Origin of the sequence: Bradyrhizobium nitroreducens, from assembly GCF_002776695.1 — a bacterium.
In the GTDB taxonomy this organism is placed as follows: Bacteria; Pseudomonadota; Alphaproteobacteria; order Rhizobiales; family Xanthobacteraceae; genus Bradyrhizobium; species Bradyrhizobium nitroreducens.
In genome coordinates this window covers 3,447,181-3,466,563 of the sequence record NZ_LFJC01000003.1, presented here as the reverse complement: position 1 = coordinate 3,466,563, position 19,383 = coordinate 3,447,181, and the positions used below count along the sequence as shown (strand labels likewise).

General features: G+C 64.7%; 18 protein-coding genes. 14 read left to right on the top strand and 4 right to left on the bottom strand.

What is annotated here, in order from left to right; all coding sequences use genetic code 11:
- Nucleotides 1–987: a glycosyltransferase family 4 protein gene (locus tag TSA1_RS16905; RefSeq protein WP_245448313.1), complete on the top strand. Its 987-nt coding sequence runs from the start codon at nucleotides 1–3 to the stop codon at nucleotides 985–987.
- Here the strand turns inward: TSA1_RS16905 and TSA1_RS16900 are convergent.
- Complete coding sequence (locus tag TSA1_RS16900; RefSeq protein ID WP_430649798.1) at nucleotides 975–1,970, bottom strand: MraY family glycosyltransferase; 996 nt, start codon at nucleotides 1,968–1,970, stop codon at nucleotides 975–977. The genes TSA1_RS16905 and TSA1_RS16900 overlap by 13 nt on opposite strands.
- 35 nt (nucleotides 1,971–2,005) lie before the next feature.
- Nucleotides 2,006–2,965, bottom strand: a complete 960-nt coding sequence (locus TSA1_RS16895; protein ID WP_100177346.1) for a lysylphosphatidylglycerol synthase transmembrane domain-containing protein — start codon at nucleotides 2,963–2,965, stop codon at nucleotides 2,006–2,008.
- 209 nt (nucleotides 2,966–3,174) lie between these two features.
- On the opposite strand from TSA1_RS16895, the gene TSA1_RS16890 reads away from it, so the two are divergent.
- The 5 genes from TSA1_RS16890 to murJ all read left to right on the top strand — a co-directional run bounded on the left by TSA1_RS16890 (nucleotide 3,175) and on the right by murJ (nucleotide 9,713).
- The gene (locus tag TSA1_RS16890; protein WP_100177345.1) at nucleotides 3,175–4,164 is read left to right on the top strand and encodes an NAD-dependent epimerase; all 990 of its coding nucleotides are present in this window, start codon (nucleotides 3,175–3,177) and stop codon (nucleotides 4,162–4,164) included.
- Between the two features lie 7 nt (nucleotides 4,165–4,171).
- On the top strand, nucleotides 4,172–5,584 hold the full coding sequence (locus tag TSA1_RS16885) for a mannose-1-phosphate guanylyltransferase/mannose-6-phosphate isomerase (protein ID WP_174718933.1): 1,413 nt from the start codon (nucleotides 4,172–4,174) through the stop codon (nucleotides 5,582–5,584).
- 180 nt (nucleotides 5,585–5,764) lie between these two features.
- Nucleotides 5,765–6,769 carry a Gfo/Idh/MocA family protein gene (locus TSA1_RS16880; RefSeq protein WP_100177343.1) on the top strand — a complete coding sequence of 335 codons (1,005 nt, stop codon included), beginning with the start codon at nucleotides 5,765–5,767 and terminating at the stop codon, nucleotides 6,767–6,769.
- A gap of 39 nt (nucleotides 6,770–6,808) precedes the next feature.
- The gene (locus TSA1_RS16875) at nucleotides 6,809–7,960 is read left to right on the top strand and encodes a DegT/DnrJ/EryC1/StrS family aminotransferase (protein WP_174719308.1); all 1,152 of its coding nucleotides are present in this window, start codon (nucleotides 6,809–6,811) and stop codon (nucleotides 7,958–7,960) included.
- 226 nt (nucleotides 7,961–8,186) lie between these two features.
- Nucleotides 8,187–9,713, top strand: a complete 1,527-nt coding sequence (gene murJ / locus TSA1_RS16865; protein ID WP_100177340.1) for a murein biosynthesis integral membrane protein MurJ — start codon at nucleotides 8,187–8,189, stop codon at nucleotides 9,711–9,713.
- A 20-nt stretch (nucleotides 9,714–9,733) separates the two neighbouring features.
- Here the strand turns inward: murJ and TSA1_RS16860 are convergent, their stop codons facing one another.
- Nucleotides 9,734–10,291 carry a hypothetical protein gene (locus TSA1_RS16860; RefSeq protein ID WP_100177339.1) on the bottom strand — a complete coding sequence of 186 codons (558 nt, stop codon included), beginning with the start codon at nucleotides 10,289–10,291 and terminating at the stop codon, nucleotides 9,734–9,736.
- A gap of 307 nt (nucleotides 10,292–10,598) precedes the next feature.
- On the opposite strand from TSA1_RS16860, the gene TSA1_RS16855 reads away from it, so the two are divergent.
- The 7 genes from TSA1_RS16855 to TSA1_RS16825 all read left to right on the top strand — a co-directional run bounded on the left by TSA1_RS16855 (nucleotide 10,599) and on the right by TSA1_RS16825 (nucleotide 17,791).
- Complete coding sequence (locus tag TSA1_RS16855) at nucleotides 10,599–10,958, top strand: hypothetical protein (RefSeq protein ID WP_245448311.1); 360 nt, start codon at nucleotides 10,599–10,601, stop codon at nucleotides 10,956–10,958.
- Nucleotides 10,959–11,016: 58 nt separating this feature from the next.
- Complete coding sequence (locus TSA1_RS16850) at nucleotides 11,017–11,466, top strand: c-type cytochrome (protein ID WP_100177338.1); 450 nt, start codon at nucleotides 11,017–11,019, stop codon at nucleotides 11,464–11,466.
- A 452-nt stretch (nucleotides 11,467–11,918) separates the two neighbouring features.
- Entirely contained in the window at nucleotides 11,919–12,197 is a 279-nt protein-coding gene (locus TSA1_RS16845; protein WP_245448309.1) for a DUF1127 domain-containing protein, read from the top strand.
- Nucleotides 12,198–12,223: 26 nt separating this feature from the next.
- Nucleotides 12,224–13,159 (top strand): DUF1152 domain-containing protein, encoded by a 936-nt coding sequence (locus tag TSA1_RS16840; RefSeq protein ID WP_100177337.1) that lies wholly within the window; start codon nucleotides 12,224–12,226, stop codon nucleotides 13,157–13,159.
- 118 nt (nucleotides 13,160–13,277) lie between these two features.
- Nucleotides 13,278–15,587 (top strand): xanthine dehydrogenase family protein molybdopterin-binding subunit, encoded by a 2,310-nt coding sequence (locus TSA1_RS16835; protein ID WP_100177336.1) that lies wholly within the window; start codon nucleotides 13,278–13,280, stop codon nucleotides 15,585–15,587.
- Between the two features lie 167 nt (nucleotides 15,588–15,754).
- Entirely contained in the window at nucleotides 15,755–16,201 is a 447-nt protein-coding gene (locus TSA1_RS16830; RefSeq protein ID WP_100177335.1) for a c-type cytochrome, read from the top strand.
- Nucleotides 16,202–16,507: 306 nt separating this feature from the next.
- The gene (locus TSA1_RS16825) at nucleotides 16,508–17,791 is read left to right on the top strand and encodes a cystathionine gamma-synthase family protein (RefSeq protein ID WP_100177334.1); all 1,284 of its coding nucleotides are present in this window, start codon (nucleotides 16,508–16,510) and stop codon (nucleotides 17,789–17,791) included.
- A 74-nt stretch (nucleotides 17,792–17,865) separates the two neighbouring features.
- Here TSA1_RS16825 and TSA1_RS16820 read toward each other — a convergent pair whose 3' ends face one another.
- Nucleotides 17,866–18,282, bottom strand: a complete 417-nt coding sequence (locus TSA1_RS16820) for a CHRD domain-containing protein (protein WP_100177333.1) — start codon at nucleotides 18,280–18,282, stop codon at nucleotides 17,866–17,868.
- 155 nt (nucleotides 18,283–18,437) lie between these two features.
- On the opposite strand from TSA1_RS16820, the gene TSA1_RS16815 reads away from it, so the two are divergent.
- Nucleotides 18,438–19,376 carry a c-type cytochrome gene (locus TSA1_RS16815; RefSeq protein ID WP_100177332.1) on the top strand — a complete coding sequence of 313 codons (939 nt, stop codon included), beginning with the start codon at nucleotides 18,438–18,440 and terminating at the stop codon, nucleotides 19,374–19,376.
- Nucleotides 19,377–19,383: the final 7 nt, after the last annotated feature.

Sequence of the window (19,383 nt, the reverse complement as noted above, 5' to 3'; positions counted from 1 at the left end):
ATGCAGCCTTTGGGCAAGATCGTCGTTGCGAGCCAGCATTACCCGCCGGATACCAGCACGACGGCGGCGATCATGGCCGAGATCGCCTGCCGTCTCGCCAGCGAGCACGAGGTCGTCGTGCTCTCGGGCTGGCCGGGCGCATTGCCGCCCTCGCAGACCGGTCCGGGCAAGCCGCGCGTGGTTGCGATCAGGAACCGCATTTCGGGCAAGGCGGCGCTGGTGCGGCGCGCTGTGTCGGAGCTCCTGTTCGTGGCACGCACGTTCTTCGCATTGGCGCGGGAGCTGAGGCGAGGCGACGTTGTGCTCACGGTCACCGCGCCGTTCACGCTGCCTTATGCGGTGGCGGCGGCCGCGAGGCTGAAGGGCGCGCGCTCGGCGCTGATCATGCACGACCTCTTTCCCGACGTGCTGGTAATGGCGGGCCTGCTGAAGCCCGGCTCGCTGGTGACGCGGACGATGCGGGCGGTCAACGGCCTGATGTTCCGCGGACTCGATGCCGTCATCACCATCGGCCGCGACGCGGAGCGGCCGCTCCTGAGCTATTCCGGAATGACGCGAAACAAGATCCGCTTCATCCCGAACTGGGCGACGCTGGTGCCCGCGCCGCGGCCGGTCACGCCGGACAATCCGTTCCGCAAGGCGATTGCCGCGCGCTTCATCGTCGGTCTGTCGGGCAATCTCGGCTTCACCCATGATCCGGAGATCGTGTTCGAGGCGGCGCGCCTGCTGCAGGACGAGACGGACATCCACTTCATGCTGTCGGGCTGGGGCATCGGTTTCGAACGGCTGAAGCAATTGCAGGCGGCGGCGAACGTGCCGCCGAGCGTGCTCGGCACGCTGCTCGGCGCTATGGGCCGGCAGGATACGTATGACGGCCTGATCGGCTCGCTCGAGCTCGACATCTCCAAGGCGATCGCGACCGGCTGGCAGCCGCAGGTCTCGCTCGACGAGGGGTTGCGGCTGGCGCTGGCGGCTCAGGACGCCTGAGCGCGGGAGAAGCGCCGCAGCACCAAAGCGACCGCGACGGCACCTGCGAGCAAGGACAGGATCGTGATCGCCGTCGAGCCGGCGCGAACGGTGACGAAGGCAAGCAAAGCCAGCACGAGATTGAGCGTGAAGACCTCGCCGCTCACGCGTCGGACCGTGAACCCGTTGTCGGTGGCGCGCTGATAGAAGTGCGTGCGGTGGGCCGCCCAGAACGGCTCGCGCCTGACGATGCGCCGGAACAGCGTGATGGTGGAATCCGCAAGGTAATAGGCCGGCAGCAGCAGCGCCGCGGCGGGATGTCCGTGCCAGGCGAGCTCGAGCAGGCACCAGCCGAGCAGAAGACCGATCGGCAGGCTGCCGACGTCGCCCAGGAAGACTCTCGCGGCCGGACGGTTGAACGGCGCAAAGCCGAGCATGGCCCCGCACAGCGCCGTGGCCAGCAGTCCGGCAGACGACGAGAGCTCGCCAAACCAGCCGAGCAGTCCGAGCGCGGCCGTCACGGGCACCACCTCGGCCACTGTCATCAGGTCGAGCCCGTCCATGAAGTTGACGAGGTTCACGAACCAGATTCCGGCAAGCAAAATGAGACCGCGCTCCAGCGCGAGCGGCAGCGCCGGCACGATGCGTGCGCTCTCCGGTGCCGAGAAGACGACGGCGGCCACGGCTGCTGCCTGCAACACCAGGCGGGCCAGGACGGGCAGGGGCCTGATGTCATCGACAAGTCCGACCAGAGCGATCACGAGCGCGGAGCCGATCAAGGGCAGGGGAATTGCGCCGGTGGCCCACGCCGACCACGGCGCAGCGACCAGCAGGGTGGCGGCGATGACGGCGATGCCCGCACCTTGCGGGGTCGGGATTTTGTGCGACGAGCGCGCGTTCGGGCGCGCCAGCGCATAGCGCTGCAGCAACGGCATGCTCAGCCAGGTGATGCAGGCGGATATCAGTCCAGCCAGCACGGCCGGCAGAAGCGCGAGCGGCACCAGTCCGGCCGCAAGGTCCGGACCCGAGACGAACGTCGTCACTCCGGCACCCCGATCGGAGCCGTTCCTTGCGCGGCCTTTTCCGCGCTGAGGATCCAGACCAGGCCGCCGAACGCACCGACGATGAAGAACACGGCGCCGTACAGCAGCGAGACGTTGACCCCCTCATTGGCGGCAAGTCCGGCGAAGCCGAACGCCAGGCCCATCGTGGCCTCACGCACGCCCCAGCCGGCGATCGAGATCGGCATCATCGTAATCAGCATCACCGGCGGTACGAGCAGGAAGACGTCGCTGAAGCGAACAGGGGCCGCGATCGACTGCACCACGCACCAGGCGATGACGACGGCGAGCACGTGGACGAGGATGGAGAGGATGGCGATGGCCGGCCCGCGGCTGCGGCTGAAGATCACGCGGTTTGCGATCACCGCGCAGGCGTGAAGGTGATGGGTCGCCCACCATGTCTTCAGCCACCGCCAATTCAGCGCGCCGAAGATCAAGAAGCCGACGCCGCCGGCAAGCGCCAGGAGGTCGACCAGCAGCAGCGCCGAGCGGCCGTGCGCGTCGGTGATGAGGGTGTAGCTCCAGGGCAGGCTCGCGACGATGAGAACCGCGAGCGCGATCAGGCCGATCGCGCGGTCGACGAAGATCGAGTAGGTGGCCGCACGCCAGCCGGCCCCGGCGCGCGCGACGAGCCACAGCCGGACCGCGTCGCCGCCGATTGCCGAGGGCAGGGTCTGGTTGAAGAAGGAGCCGATCACGTTGTAGCGCATGGCCCGGCCGAGCTCGAGCGGTGCGCCACAGACGGCGCTGATCTCGCGCCAGCGCAGCACGCCGACGAAGATCTGCAGGAACGTGATCGCGATCGCGAGCCCAATCCAGAACAGGCTGGTCACGGTGAAGCGCGACAGCAGCTCGGTCAGGTCGACCTTGCGCAGTGCCAGGTAGAGCAGCGCTACGGAAATCAGGATTTTGGCCGTCGACAGCAGAATTCGGCGCATCTCGCCCGCTTGAGCTCGGTTTGCGATGATTTGAGGCAACCCGACGCGAGGCGCCGAATTCGGCCGCTTTGGTATGGTTTTGGCGCCGATCATGCAATAGCCGTCGTTAAGGACGCCATGAGGAAGCCTCATGGGGAGCGGTGCGCCTATTGCGACCCCATCAAAGTGGCGGCTAAACAGGTTGGGGCAAGCGAGCCCCAGGGAACAGGATGACAGATCAGGCGATTTTGGTCACGGGGGCGGCCGGCTTCATCGGCTTTCACGTCGCCCGGCAGTTCCTGGGCGAGGGCCGCACCGTCGTCGGGCTCGACAATGTCAACAGCTATTATGATCCGGCGCTGAAGCGGGCACGCCTGGCGCTGTTGCAGAGCGACTCCCGTTTCTCCTTCGTCGAGGCCGATCTGGCCGACCGCGAGACGATGACGGCGCTGTTTGCGCGGCATCGTTTCACCGAGGTCGTGCATCTGGCGGCGCAGGCCGGCGTGCGCTACTCGATCGAGCAGCCGCACGCCTATGTCGATTCCAATCTCGTCGGATTCCTCAACGTGCTCGAAGGCTGCCGCAACAACGGCTGCCGCCATCTCGTCTACGCTTCGTCATCTTCCGTTTATGGCGCCAACACAAAAATGCCATTTGCGGTTGCGGACCGGACCGACCATCCCGTCAGCTTCTACGCCGCGACCAAGAAGGCGAACGAGGTGATGGCGCAGTCCTACAGCCATCTCTATCGCCTGCCGGTCACGGGCCTGCGCTTCTTTACCATCTACGGGCCATGGGGACGGCCCGATATGGCCATGTTCCTGTTCGTGAACGCCATCATGGCGGGCAAGCCGATCCGGCTCTTTAACCATGGCAAGATGCGCCGCGACTTCACCTATATTGATGACGTCACGCGTGTCGTGTCCAAGCTGGTCGATCTCGTGCCCGCGGACGATCCGGCTGCCGCAAATGCGCCGTTTAAGCTCTACAATGTCGGCAATCACCGCCCCGAGGAACTGATGCACGTTGTCGGTCTTCTGGAGCGGGAGCTGGGCCGGACGGCGATCAAAGAATTGCTGCCGATGCAGCCGGGAGATGTGCTGGAAACGTTCGCGGATGTCGAGGATTTGATGCGCGACACCGGCTTTGCACCGTCAACGCCGATCGAGCATGGGGTCCATAATTTTGTCACCTGGTATCGGGACTACTTCAAGGTTTGAGATGACGATGGACAAACGCATAATCCCCCTGATCATGTGCGGCGGCGCCGGCACGCGGCTGTGGCCGGCTTCGCGCGAGGTGCGGCCCAAGCAGTTCCTGCCGCTGTTCGGTACGCGCTCGACCTTCCAGGACACGCTGCTGCGCGTCTCCGACCCCTCCCTGTTCGATCGCCCGATCGTCATCACCAACGCCTCCTATCGCTTCATGGTGCTGGAGCAGCTCGCCGAGATCGGCATCGAGGCCGACGTGATCCTCGAGCCGATGCGGCGCGATTCCGGACCAGCGATTGCCGCGGGCGCGGTGTTCGCGCAGAACCGCGCCAGTGAAGCCATCGTGCTCGCGCTCGCCGCCGATCACGTGGTGCAGGACAATGCCGCTTTCGTCGCCGCCTGCCGCGAGGGTCTCACTGCTGCGAGCACCGGGCGTATCGTCACCTTCGGCGTCAAGCCGGAGCGGCCGGCGACGGAATACGGCTACATCAATCCGGGCGAGGTGATCTCCGGCGAGGTGCATGCGGTCGCGCGCTTCGTCGAGAAGCCGGACGCGGTGAAGGCCTCCGACTACGTCAATTCGGGCTATCTCTGGAACAGCGGCAACTTCATGTTCCCGGCGAGCGTGCTGCTCGACGAATACCGCAAGGTCGACGCGGCAAGCGTCGAGGCCGTCACCCATGCGGTCAACAATGCCAGCCGCGATCTCGGCTTCGTGACGCTGGAGCCGGAGGCGTTCGGCGCGGCGAAGGCGATCTCGATCGACTATGCCGTTATGGAGAAGACATCGCGTGCGGCGGTCGTGCCGGTGTCCTGCGGCTGGTCCGACGTCGGCTCCTGGCACGCGGTGTGGGAGTTGTCCGAGAAGGACGCACAAGGTAACGCCTCGCACGGCAGCGCCGTGTTCGAGGATTCCCGCAATTGCAACGTCACCACCGATTCCGCGCTGGTCGCGCTCGAAGGCGTCGACGATCTCATCGTGGTCGCAACCGCGGATGCGGTGCTGGTCTCGCGCCAGAAGGATGCCAACGGCCTAAAGCGGCTCGTCACCAAGCTGAAAGCGGTCGCGCCGAAGGTCACCGAGGAGCATCTCAAGGTGCACCGGCCCTGGGGCAGCTACCAGTCGGTCGACAATGGCGAGCGCCACCAGGTCAAGCGCATCGTGGTGAAGCCGGGCGGGCGGCTGTCGCTGCAGAAGCACCACCATCGCGCCGAGCACTGGATCGTGGTCCGCGGCACCGCGCAGGTGACCGTGAACGAGACCGTGAAGACGGTGCACGAGAACGAGTCCATCTACATCCCGATGGGCGCGGTCCACCGGATGGAGAATCCCGGCAAGATCCAGCTGGAACTGATCGAGGTCCAGACCGGCTCCTATCTCGGGGAAGACGACATCATCCGGATTGAAGACGACTATCAAAGGTCGTAACCAGCAAGCTCCGAATCACGCGACCCGGGTCCCACAGGCGATATTTTTCGGCTAAGGCCCGGGGAACGTGTAACTTTTTGAATCAAATCGTGTCCGGGCCGCGAGGGCGGCATTCGCCACAAATGTGGCGTCCGTGCTAGAAGCGCGCCGGGGATTTGCGTTGAATCGGGGTTTACTCAGATGAGTTCCAAAGGATCTGCACCGGCAAAGGCCGGCTTGCGCGTCGGTGTCATTGGCGCCGGCGTGATGGGCAGCAACCATGCGCGCGTGCTCAGCGGCCTGCCCGGGGTCAACCTCGTCGGCGTCGTCGATCCTTCACACGCACATCGCACCCGCGCGACCGAGCTCGCCAACTGTCCGAGCTTCGAGACGCTCGACGCGCTGTTCGCCGCCGGCGTCGACGCCGTCACCATCGCGGCTCCCACCCATCTGCATCACGAGGTCGCGCTCGCCTGCATCGCCAAGAACATCCATGTCCTGGTCGAGAAGCCGATCGCCTCCACGGTGGCGGAGGGCCGCGAGATCGTCGCCGCCGCGCACAAGGCGGGCGTGACGCTGATGGTCGGCCATGTCGAGCGCTTCAATCCGGCGGTCGCCGCCGTCAAGCAGGCGATTGCGGGCGAGGACATTCTCTCCATCGCGATCACCCGCGTCGGCCCGTTCCCGCCGCGTATGTCCAATGTCGGCGTCGTCATCGACCTCGCCGTGCACGACATCGACCTGATCCGCTGGTTCACCGAATCGGACATCGTCGAGGTGCAGCCGCAGCTGTCGAGCGCGGTCGCCGAGCGCGAGGACATCGCGCTGTTGCAGTTCCGCACCGCCAACGGCGTGCTCGCGCACATCAACACCAACTGGCTGACGCCGTTCAAGGCGCGCAGCGTCACGGTCGCGACCCGCGGCAAATACGTGATGGGCGATCTCTTGACGCGCCAGGTCACCGAATGTTTCGGCTTCAAGCCGGATGGCAGCTACTCGATGCGGCATCTGCCGGTCGGACATGACGAGCCGCTGCGCGCCGAGCTGATCGCGTTCCTCAAGGCGGTGCGCAACGGCGAGACGCCGGCGGTCACCGGCGACGAGGGCGTCGCCAGCCTCGAGATCGCGACCCAGTGCCTCGAGACGCCGTCGCGGCCCGCGGCCAAATCGCCCGCCCTCAAGGGCCCGCGCCGCGTTGCCGGCTGATCCCTTTCCATGTCGACCGCTCAAAACCAGCAAGGCGTCATGAACCAGCATCTGCGTTCCGAACCCATTCCCTTCATCGACGTCGCCTCGCAGCGCCGCCGGCTCGGAGCCTCGCTCGATGAAGCCGTCAAGCGCGTGATGGACCATTGCCAGTTCGTCAATGGCCCCGAGGTGTTCGAACTCGAGAAGCAGCTCGCGGCCTACAGCGGCGCCAGGCACGTCGTCGCCTGCGCCAGCGGCACCGACGCGATCCTGATGGTGATGATGGCGAAGAACGTCGGGCCCGGCGATGCCGTGCTGTGTCCGTCCTTCACCTTCATCGCGACGGCATCGCCGGTGGCGCGAACCGGCGCGACGCCGGTTTACGTCGACGTGGACGAGACCACCTTCAACATGAGCCCGGATTCGCTCAAGCGCGGCATCGCGACCGCGCGCAAGGCCGGCCTCAAGCCGGTTGCGGTGATTCCGGTCGACCTGTTCGGTCAGCCCGCCGATCACGACGCCATCGCCGAGATCGCCAAGGCCGAGGGCCTGTTCGTGCTCGACGACGCCGCTCAAGGCTTTGGCGCCAGCTACAAGGGCCGCAAGCTCGGCACCTTCGGGCTCGCCACCGCGACCAGCTTCTTCCCGGCTAAACCGCTCGGCTGCTTCGGCGACGGCGGCGCGATCTTCACCGATGACGACGAGCTCGCGGCGACCTTGCGCAGCATCCGCGTGCACGGGCAGGGCGTCGACAAATACGACAACGTCCGCCTCGGCCTGACCGGCCGGCTCGACACCATGCAGGCCGCGGTACTGATCGAGAAGCTGAAGATCTTTGACGACGAGATCGCGGCCCGCAACAGGGTGGCGGAGCGCTACGCGCGTGGGCTGTCCAATGTCGTGACCGTGCCGCGCCTGGCGCCCGGCAATACCTCGGTCTGGGCGCAGTACACGATCCGTCTTCCCAAAGGCACCGATCGCGACGGCTTTGCCGCTGCGCTGAAGGCCCAGGGCGTGCCGACCGCGATCTATTACGGCAAGTCGATGCATCAGCAGACCGCCTACAAGCACTATCCGGTCGCCGACGGCGGCCTGCCGGGTTGCGAGAGCCTGTCGCAGGACGTCATCAGCCTGCCGATGCATGCCTATCTGACCGAAGCCGACCAGGAGCGGGTGATCGCCGCCGTGCAAGGCGCGCTGGCGGGCTGAGCTTGCTTTTCTTCCCCTCTCCCCTTGTGGGAGAGGGGGGCTCGCCGCGAAGCGGCGAGACGGGTGAGGGGTCTCTCTCCGCACGGAATGCTGCGAGGGAGACCCCTCACCCGAGTGAGTTTGTGTCTACCTCCGGCGCCGCCCTCTCCCACAAGGGGAGAGGGCTCAGTAATGCGCATCGCAAGATGCATTCGACCTCTGTTCGCTAAGTCTCTAAAACAGACGCATGCTCGGACGCATTTTCACGGTCGGTGGTTACACGCTGCTCTCGCGGGTGACGGGGTTTGCCCGCGACATCATGCTCGCGGCGATCCTCGGCGCCGGCCCCGTGGCCGACGCCTTTTTCGTGGCGCTGCGGCTGCCCAATCATTTTCGTGCGATCTTCGCCGAGGGCGCCTTCAACGCCGCCTGGGTGCCGGCCTATGCGCATGTCCATGGCGAGAAGGGGGAGGCGGCTGCACATTTGTTCGCCGACCGCATCTTCACGCTGCTCCTGGCCTCGCAGGTGGTGCTGCTGATCGTTGCCTGGCTGTTCATGCCGCAAGCCATGAGCATTCTGGCGCCGGGCTTTTCCGAAGACGCCGAGCAGCGCAAGCTCGCGATCGAACTGACCCGGATCACCTTTCCCTACCTTCTGCTGATCACCCTGGTGACGCTCTACGGCGGCATGCTCAACGTGATGCAGCGCTTTGCCAGCGCCGCGGCCGCCTCGATCTTCCTCAACGTCGCGATGATGATGACGCTGGCGGTCGCCGTCTGGTTTCCGACCGCGGGCCATGCCGCCGCCTGGGGCGTTCTCATTTCCGGTTTCCTGCAATATTTCCTGCTGGCCGGCGATCTCGCGCGCCATGGCGGCCTGCCGCGCTTTGCGCCTTTGAAGCTCGACGAGGACGTGCGCGGTTTCTTCAAGGCACTGGGCCCCGCGACGCTCGGCTCGATGGGCACGCAGGTCGCGCTGTTCGCGGACACCATCATCGCGACCTTCCTGCCCGCCGGCGCGCTGTCGGCGCTCTATTATGCCGACCGGCTCAACCAGCTCCCGATCGGCGTCATCGGCATCGCCATCGGCACGGTGCTGCTGCCGGAGATGTCGAAACGGATCACGGCCAACGACCATGACGGCGCGATGAAGGCGCAGCGCCGCGCCTTCGATTTCACGCTGCTGTTCTCGATCCCGTTCGTCGCGGCCTTCCTCACCGTGCCCGACGAGATCATGCGCGCGCTGTTCGCCCGCGGCGCATTCTCCAAGGCCGATGCGGTGGCCGCAGGCGGCACGCTCGCGGCCTATGCCATCGGCCTGATCCCCTTCGTGCTGATCCGCAGCGCGGTCGCGACCTTCTACGCGCGCAAGGACACAGCGACGCCGGTGCGGGCGTCGCTGACCGGTATCGCGGTCAATGTCGCGCTGAAGGTCGCCCTGATGGGGTCGCTCGCGCAGATCGGCCTCGCGCTCGCCACCGCCGTCGGCGTCTGGACCAATCTGCTGCTGGTGCTGTTCTTCGCCGTCCGGCGCGGCTTTCTCGTGCTCGACCGCGCCTGGCTGCTTTCGCTCGCCAAGTTCGTGCTGACCGGCCTCATCCTCGCTGCCGCGTTTTGGTTGATTGCGCGCTTCAGCTGGTCCTGGCTGGGCGCGATGCACTTCCGGGATGAATTGATGCTGGTCCTGCTCGCCGTCGGCGGCACGATCGTCTACGCGCTCGCGATCCTCGTGCTGTTCGGCCGCAAGTGGCTGGTCGCGCTGGTGCGCGGCTAGGCGCGTATCGATTAGGTTCGTCAGATCCGCTTCACCTGCGAAGTGCGGACCTGCTCCAGTTGGCCATAGAGAAGGACGACGATACCTGAGAGTCCGAGACCGATCGCGCGCGCAACCCAAAAAAAGCGATCGATGAAAAAGAGCCCGACCCGGTGGCTCGGTTGCCAGGATTGGTAAGCCCAGACGCAGCCAACCAAGGCGATGCTCAACGCCGCCATGCGGAGCGCGGCCTCGCGATGGGGATGACCTCTGCACCAGCGCACGAGAATATCGTAGGCCTGCCACTGGGGCCAGAGAAGCAAAAGCCAAAGCGCATACTGAATGGCAAACTGCCATTCGTGCTCCGCCAGCACCCGCATTTGCCGATGGAGATGGAAGCTATCGATGGCGAGCCAGGCCGCGTAGTCAGCGAGGAAGCCGGACGGTCCGTTAAGCGCCAGCGCCAGCCAGAAAAAATAGTCGTAGAGCCATGGGGCATGTCCTACGGCTCGCCAGTACGGCTCGTCTGTCAGCACGCCCAATACGCCAACGCTCGAAACGAGCAGGGCGTTCAGCAAAATGATCTTTCGGATCGACATCAGGACCTGCGAAGTTTGCCCGCAGCAGAACGCGCTTGGAACGTGGTCAGCATGAGGGGCTCGCCTCCAGGATGCAACAAGCCTCCGCGCATCTCTTGATTTTGTGCGATCGCCGTGGTACTGACGCCTCATGATCAAATCCGTGCGCAACGTCAACCTCTCGAACATGACCCGCTTCGGCTGGGCCGTGGGAGGAGTCGTGCGCTAGCAATTCGACGACGACATCTTTTCCACCAGGCCCCGCCGGCATCGGACGGGGCCTTTTTCGTGGCCACTCTCCCTGCCGGCTCAACAGCAGGAGCATCCGATGCCACCACAACTGACGAACATTCTGCTGCTGGTGCTGTTCTTCGCCGTGCGGCGCGGCTTTCTCGTGCTGGACCGCGCCTGGCTGATGTCGCTCGGCAAATTTTTGCTGACCGGGATCGTCCTCGCCGCCGCCTTCTGGCTGATTGCGCACTTCAGCGGTGCCTCGCTGGGCTCGATGCACTTCCGGGATGAATTGACGTTGTTCTGTTGGCCGTCGGGAGCACTATTGTCTACGCGCTCGCGATCCTCGTGCTGTTCGGCCGCAACTGGCTGGTCTCGCTGGTGCGCGGTTAGGCGCGGACCGATCGTACGCGACAGGTTTTCGCAACCTTTAGGCTGGAAGCCAGTCTTGATGTGAGTCAAACTCCCGGCGGGCGAAGCGGCTAGTTTTGCCGGCCAGGCGGGGGGAGCAGGACATGGTGAAATCTGCTGTGAAATGTCTGATCATTGCCGGTCTTGCCGCTGGTTTCGCCGCGGCGGCTCAGGCTGAAGATCCCGACGTCGGCAAGTTGGAATTTCAGTCCTCGTGCGCGAGTTGCCATGGTGCGGATGCCAGGGGCAAAGGACCGGTCAGTGATCAGCTCAAGACACCGCCGCCCGATTTGACGATCCTGGCCAAAAAGAACAACGGCGTGTTTCCAACGAACACTGTCTATGAAGTCATTGATGGTATGAAGACGATTCCCGCCCACGGCACGCGTGAAATGCCGATCTGGGGAGAACGATTCAACCCCATCGTCAATTTGCCTCACTATGTCGATCCGTCCTATTGGCAGAAAGCCGGCCCCGAGCAAAGTCCGGAAGTCGTCGTGCGAAAGCGCATCCTCTCTGTCGTCGATTATCTCGGTCGTATTCAGCAAAAGTAGCAGCCGGCAAGCATCGAGATCGCTCGCCCATTCCGCTGGAGCGCCTGCCTACGGAAGGCGATCCGAGGCCTTGGACGATGCATCCGCCGAAACGAGGTGTTCGCCTCAAGGATGCATGCAACCTCTCCACATCTCTTGATTTTGTGCGATTGCCGTGATATCAGCGCTGCATGACTAAACGCTCGCGCATCGTCAACCGCAACCACATGACCCGCTTCGGCTGGGCCGTGGGAGGAGTCGTGCGCTAGCAATTCGACGACGACATCTTTTCCACCAGGCCCCGCCGGCATCGGACGGGGCCTTTTCATTGGCCACGCTCCTTGCCGGCACAACAGCAGGAGCATACGATGCCACCACAACTAACGGACATCTCACCCGGGATCGAGGGCGAGGTCGCAAGGCGCGGCCCTAGTCTCTCCATCGTGCAAGCGAAGGATGCGATCGATCAGGCCTTGGCCGCGCGCCTCAAGGCGTCGGCCAAGGCGCTGGACAACGACGCTGGCAGACCAACGGCGGCATCAACGGCAGGCCTTCTCGGTTTGCTCAAGCGAGCCTGGCTTGCGTTTCTGAAGCGGCGCCAGAACGCGCAGCCCACCTTGCACGACCTGAGCGACAGGGAGCTGACCGATATCGGCTTGACGCGTGGCGAGATTGACGCCATCGCGCCGGAACGTGCTATCGGCAGGCTGCGAGACCGCATGGCGGGTCTCTACAGCCGGGGCGCGATATAGGTGATCAACCCTAGAGTTCTTCAGGCATGATTCCGTTCCTTGAACGACTCGAGCACTCAAGCAAGGTGCTTGTTGCAGGCTGTGGCGGTGGCTTCGACGTTTTCGCCGGGGTCCCGCTCGCCCAGCATCTGACGGCGCGAGGTAAGGAGGTGGTGTTCGCCAGCTTCTCCTTCACGAACTTATGGCTATGCGGCGGCGAGCGTGTCGGGGAGACGATTTGGCGCGTCGATCAGCGCGCAGCCGAAATTCCCTGCTTCCCGGAGAAGTGGCTGGCTGAATGGCTCGGTCGCCGCGAGCAGCTCGTGCCGATCTACGCTTTCGCGAAAAGCGGTGTTCGACCGCTCGCGGCGGCGTATCGCCAGATCATCGATTCCCATGAGATCGATGCCGTGATCCTGGTTGACGGCGGGACCGACAGTCTCGTCTTCGGCGATGAGCCCGGCGTCGGAAGCGTCGTCGAAGACGCTGTCTCGCTCGTGGCTGCCGATCAGGCCGCGGGCGAAAAGGTGCTGCTCGCCGCAATCGGTTTCGGCGTAGACCATTATCACGGCGTCTCGCATCACGCGTTCCTGGAGAACACAGCCCAGCTGATTCGCGATGGTGGATTTCTCGGCATGTTCTCGCTGCCGCAGGGCAGCAGGGAGGCCGAGGCCTTCCTCGATCTGGTGGATTATGCCAACCAGCGCCAGCCGCAGCATCCGAGCATCGTGTGCAATTCGATCGCGAGTGCACTGCGAGGCGAGTTCGGCAACTATCATGCCACCAACCGGACCAGCGGAAACGAGCTGTTCATCAATCCGCTGATGTCACAATACTGGACGTTTCGATCCTCAGCGGTGGTGCGTCGCGTCGCCTATGCGGGACAGCTGGCCGAGACCGAGCGAGCTGAGGACGCCCGCAGGATCATCGATCTTCACAGGGAAATGACCGCGCTGCGGCCGTTCCGCCCCATCCCGCTCTGACAGGCGAAGCGCGGTGCTTTCCCGGCCTGCGACCCATGTGCTTGCCTAAACCCGTTTGCCTTGCCAGTTTTTCCACGGCAATATGCCGGCAAAACAACCATGAGAACGGGAATTTCAAATGGCGGCTCCCATCAAGTTCGGCGTTGGCCAAAGCGTGCTGCGCAAGGAGGATGACGCGCTCATCCGCGGCAAGGGCCGCTATACCGACGATTACGCGCCGCAGGCCGCGCTCCGCTGCCTGATGCTGCGCTCGCCGCATGCGCACGCCAAATACACCATCGATGCGAGCCGCGCCCGCGGCCTGCCGGGCGTCGCGCTGATTCTGACCGCTGATGATGTGAAGAATCTCGGCAACCTGCCGTGCCTGTTCAATCTCGAGACCGATCCCTTCACCGGCCCGCCTTACCCGATCCTCGCCAAGGACGAGGTGCGCCATGTCGGCGATTCCATCGCCTTCGTCGTTGCCGAGACCATCGACCAGGCCCGCGACGCGATCGAGGCGATCGAGGTCAAATGGTCGCCGTTGCCGGCGGTGACCGGCGTCGTCAACGCCGTGAAGAAGGGCGCGCCGCAGGTCTGGCCTGACAAGGCCGGCAACGTGCTGTTCGACGTCTCGATCGGCGACAAGAAGGCGACCGAAGCGGCCTTCGCCAAGGCGCATGCGGTGGCCGAAATCGCCATCGTCAATCCGCGCGTGGTCGCGAGCTTCATGGAGACGCGCGCGGCGGTCTGCGAATACGATGCCAAGCGCGACCATCTGACGCTCACGATCGGCAGCCAGGGCAGCCACCGCCTGCGCGACATCCTCTGCCAGAACGTGCTCAACATCCCCACCGACAAGATGCGGGTGATCTGCCCCGACGTCGGCGGCGGCTTCGGCACGAAGCTGTTCCCGTACCGCGAATACGCCCTGATGGCGGTTGCGGCCAAGAAGCTCAAGAAGACGGTGAAATGGGCGGCCGACCGCACCGAGCATTTCATGGGCGATGCGCAGGGCCGCGACAACGTCACCACCGCCAAGATGGCGCTGACTGAAGACGGCAAGTTCCTCGCGATGGACTGCGACCTGATGGGCGACATGGGCGCGTATCTGTCGACCTTCGGGCCCTATATTCCCCATGGCGGCGCCGGCATGCTGCCGGGCCTCTACGACATCCAGGCCTTCCACTGCCGGGTGCGCACCATCTTCACCCACAGCGTGCCGGTCGATGCCTATCGCGGTGCAGGCCGTCCCGAAGCGGCATATGTCATCGAGCGCCTCGTCGATGCCTGCGCGCGAAAACTCGACATGACGCCGGATGCGATCCGCCGCAAGAATTTCATCCCGCCGAAGGCGCTGCCCTACAAGACCGCGACCGGCAAGGTCTACGATTCCGGCGACTTCGCCGCGCATCTCAAGCGCGCGATGGAGATCGCCGAGTGGAAGGAGTTTCCCAAGCGCGCCAAGGCGGCCAAGAAGGGCGGCCTGATCCGCGGCATCGGGCTCGCGAGCTATGTCGAGGTCTGTGGCGTGATGGGCGAGGAGACGGCCAACGTTCGCCTCGATCCCAATGGCGACGTCACCGTGCTGATCGGCACGCAATCGAGCGGGCAGGGCCACCAGACCGCCTATGCGCAGATCGTCGCCGAGCAGTTCGGCGTCGCGCCCGAGCGCGTCCACGTCCGACAGGGCGATACCGACGAGATCGCAACGGGCCTCGGCACCGGCGGGTCGGCCTCGATTCCCTCGGGCGGCGTCAGCGTCGAGCGGGCCACGCGCGAGCTCGGCTCGAAGCTGAAGGAGATCGCGGCGCAGGCGCTGGAAGCCAGCGCCGGCGACCTCGAGATCACCGACGGCATCGTGCGCATCGCCGGCACCGACCGCTCGATCTCGTTCGCCGATCTCGCCAAGCGGCCCGGCGTCGATCCGTCGAAGCTCAACGGCAGCGCGACCTTTGCCAGCGCCGACGGCACCTATCCCAACGGCACCCACGTCGCGGAGGTCGAGATCGATCCGGCCACCGGCATCATCAAAATCGTCAACTACGTGATCGTCGACGATTTCGGCAAGACGCTCAATCCGCTGCTGCTGGCCGGCCAGGTGCATGGCGGCGCCATGCAGGGCATCGGCCAGGCGCTGATGGAGCAGGTGGTCTACGGGCCGACCGACGGCCAGCTCATCACCGCGACCTTCATGGACTATGCGCTGCCGCGGGCGGCGGACGGGCCGGCCTTCGTGTTCGAGACCGCCAACGTCCCCTGCAAGACCAATCCGATGGGCGTGAAGGGGGCGGGCGAGGCCGGCGCGATCGGCTCCTGTCCGGCCGTCGTCAACGCCATCGTCGATGCGCTCTGGCGCGAATACAAGATCGACCACATCGACATGCCGGCGACCCCTGAGCGGGTGTGGATCGCGATCAGCGAGCACCATCGCCGTCACAGCCTATAGTATCCGGCAAACGCGGCACCCGTTTTGCGGAGCGGACGCGTTTGCACACCCATCAGCCGGCGTGCGACGATTTTTCGTCGCGCTCCGGCGGGAATGAAATCTGCCAATCGGTGTTGGCCCATGGAGGGGTCGGCACGATCCTGAGATCGAGGAAAGGGATTTTGCGAATGAAGCGAGTGTTGATCGTTGGGGGCGCGCTGCTGCTCGGGATGGGCGCGGTTTGGGCGCAACAGGACTCCGTCAAGGAGGTCCAGACGCTCATGAAAGGCAACGGCAAGAACGCGGGCGCGATGTCGGCGATGGTGAAGGGCGAGAAGCCCTACGACCAGGCCACGGTGGACAGCGCGCTGGCGCAATTCGAAGATACCGCCAAGAAGCTGCCGAACCTGTTTCCGGCCAGCGCCAAGGGCGTGAAGCTCGACGGCGACTATTCGACCTCGCCGAAGGTCTGGGAGGACAAAGCCGGCTTCGACGCCAAGATCGCTGGCTTTGCCAAGATCGTCAGCGAGGCCAAGGGCAAGATCAAGGATCTCGACTCGCTCAAAGCGAACATGCCTGCCATCGGCAAGGAATGCGGCGGCTGCCACGAGACCTACCGCGTCAAGAACGGCTGAGGCTCGTAGCTCGGATAAAGCTTCGTAGCCCGGATGCAGCGAAGCGCAATCCGGGGTTCTATCCGAGTTGAAAGTCCATCCCGGATTACGCTTACGCTCCATCCGGGCTACAGGAATCATGAGGGGCGGTCGCGAAAGCAGCCGCCCTTTTTCTGTCCGCAAGGTCTGACGGATGATGCTCGGAGGGGTTATCTTCGCAGCAACGCCGCGACGTTGATGCGATAAGGCGTATCTCGTTCCTGACTGTCTTATGACAGCGGGAGTTCCAGCGCGCGGCGAGGATCTCAATCAACAGCGAGACAGGCCATGGTCAAACCGTTCCCGTCGAAGACGCATATCGGCAATCACATGCTGCATCCTGAGACGCTGATGCTGACCTATGGCTATGATCCGCAACTGTCGGAAGGCGCAATCAAGCCGCCGGTGTTCCTGACCTCGACCTTCGTGTTCAAGACCGCCGAAGACGGGCAGGACTTCTTCGATTACGTCGCCGGCCGGCGTGAGCCGCCGGAAGGCATGGGCGCGGGCCTGGTCTATTCGCGCTTCAACCACCCCAACAGCGAGATCGTCGAGGACAGGCTCGCGGTCTACGAACGTACCGAGAGCTGCGCGCTGTTCTCGTCCGGCATGGCGGCGATCGCGACCACGATCCTCGCTTTCGTCCGCCCTGGCGACGTCATCCTGCACTCGCAGCCGCTCTATGGCGGCACGGAGACGCTGCTGACCAACACGCTTGCGCGCCTGTCGATCGGCGCGGTCGGCTTTGCCGACGGGATCGACGAAGCGGGCGTCAGGCAGGCCTCGGAAGAGGCGATGGCCAAGGGCCGCGTCTCGATGATCCTGATCGAGACGCCCGCCAACCCGACCAACGGCCTGGTCGACGTCGCCATGATCCGCCGCATCGCCGAGTCCATCGGCAAGGCCCAGGGCCACACGCCGATCATCGCCTGCGACAATACGCTGCTCGGGCCGGTGTTTCAGCGGCCGATCGAGCACGGCGCGGATTTGTCGCTGTACTCGCTGACGAAATATGTCGGCGGCCATTCCGACCTGATCGCTGGCGCCGCACTCGGCTCGAAGGCGATCATGAAGGGCATCAAGGCGCTGCGCGGCGCCATCGGCACCCAGCTCGATCCGCATTCCTGCTGGATGATCAGCCGCTCGCTCGAGACGCTGAGCCTGCGCATGGAGAGGGCCGATGCGAATGCGCGCCTCGTGGCGGATTTCTTGCGCGATCACCCCAAGGTGGCCAAGGTGCACTATCTCGGTCATCACGAGGAGGCTTCACCGGCCGGACGTGTATTTGCGCGGCAGTGTCTCGGTGCTGGATCCACATTCTCGTTCGACATCGTCGGCGGCAAGGACGCAGCAGTGAAATTCCTCAACGCGCTGCAGATCCTCAAGCTGGCGGTGAGCCTCGGCGGCACCGAGTCGCTCGCGAGCCTTCCGGCAACCATGACTCATTCCGGCGTGCCCGCCGACATCCGCCGGAAGATCGGCGTGCTCGATTCCACGATCCGGCTGTCGATCGGCATCGAGAACCCGTCCGACCTGATCGCCGATCTCACGCAGGCGCTGAACGCGGCTTGAACCGCGGAGCGGAATCGAAAAGGCCGGACGCCCCTCCTGCGCCCGGCCTTCGCGCAACGAAGCAGCGTTGCGGCTTACTTCGCCACCTGACCGCGGATCTCGCCGCCAGGGTTGGCCGCGGTGTGGATGTTGATGTAGAGCTTGCCGCCGAGCAGATCGGCGGCCTGCGCGTCGGTCAGCGTCGCTTCGCCCTTGACCGGGCTGGCGGCCGCATTCGGGATCGCGACCGCCACGCCGGCGTTCTTGCCGGCTTCGGCAGGCCCGTGGAAATGGGCGGCGGTGGCGGGGCCTGAGAGCCCGGAATAGGTGACCGTCCAGGACAGCTTCTTGCTGGCGGCATCATAATTCAGATCGGCGGTTCCGGTGGCGCTGCTGGTCGTCGCCGGCACCTCGGACTTGCCGTCGAGCGTTGCTTTCAGCTTTTCGGCGCTGGCCGGAGCTGCAAAGGCGATGGCACCGAGCGCTAAGGCGGCAATGACGGTCTTGTTCATGACGTTCTCCCTGCTGAACCCGTTCGGGCTGCCAACCTTCCAACAGCCGGCATTTCAGTTTATTCCCGTTTCCGGGCGGGGCGGGCTAAATTCTTCGTGGCTGGAGCCGCGACGACATCGGCCCTAGGTTCGCCGCGACGAGTGAATGGATCCGCATGCTGCAACGAACAATTCTCGCAGGACTGCTCGCACTGGTCGCGGCCCTCGGCGTCTATTGGTGGCTCAGCGCGCCCATGGTGGCCGCCGCGGGCAATGCGCCGGCCCATGTGGCCAACCTTGCCAATGGCGAGACCATGTTCAACGCGGGAGGCTGCGCGTCCTGCCATGCCACGCCCGACCAGCCCGATCGCGTCAAGCTCGGCGGCGGCGTCGCGATCAAGTCGCCGTTCGGGACGTTCTACGCGCCGAACATCTCGCCCGATCCGAACGACGGTATCGGCAAATGGACGGAGGCGGACTTCGTCAACGCGGTGATGCACGGCGTTTCGCCGGGCGGGCAGCATTATTTTCCCGCCTTCCCCTACACCTCCTACCAGCACGCCAGGCGCGAGGACGTGCTCGATCTCTTCGCTTACCTGAAGACGCTGCCGCCCGTGGCCGGCAAGGTGCGCGATCACGACATGCGTTTCCCCTTCAACATCCGGCGCAATGTCGGCATCTGGAAATTCCTGTTTCTGGACGACAAGCCGCTCGTTGCCGACGGCACCAGGTCGCCGCAATTCAATCGCGGCGCCTATCTCGTCAACAGCTTTGGCCATTGCGCCGAATGTCACAGCCCGCGCAACGCGCTCGGCGGTATCATCGCCAGCCAGCGCTTCGCCGGCGGGCCCAATCCGGAAGGCGAGGGCTGGGTGCCCAACATCACCCAGAAACGCCTCGGCGAATGGAGCACGAAGGATATCGCCTATTTCCTCAAGAACGGCGAGTTGCCCGACGGCGACAGCGTCGGCGGCGCGATGACCCGCGTGATCAAGAACACCTCGCAATTGTCCGAGGCGGATATTGCGGCGATGGCGGAGTACCTCAAATCGCTGCCGCCCGTGGAAGGGCCGCCGCGGCCGAAGCGCAAGGAAACCGGCAAGGAAGCCGGTTAGAGCGTTC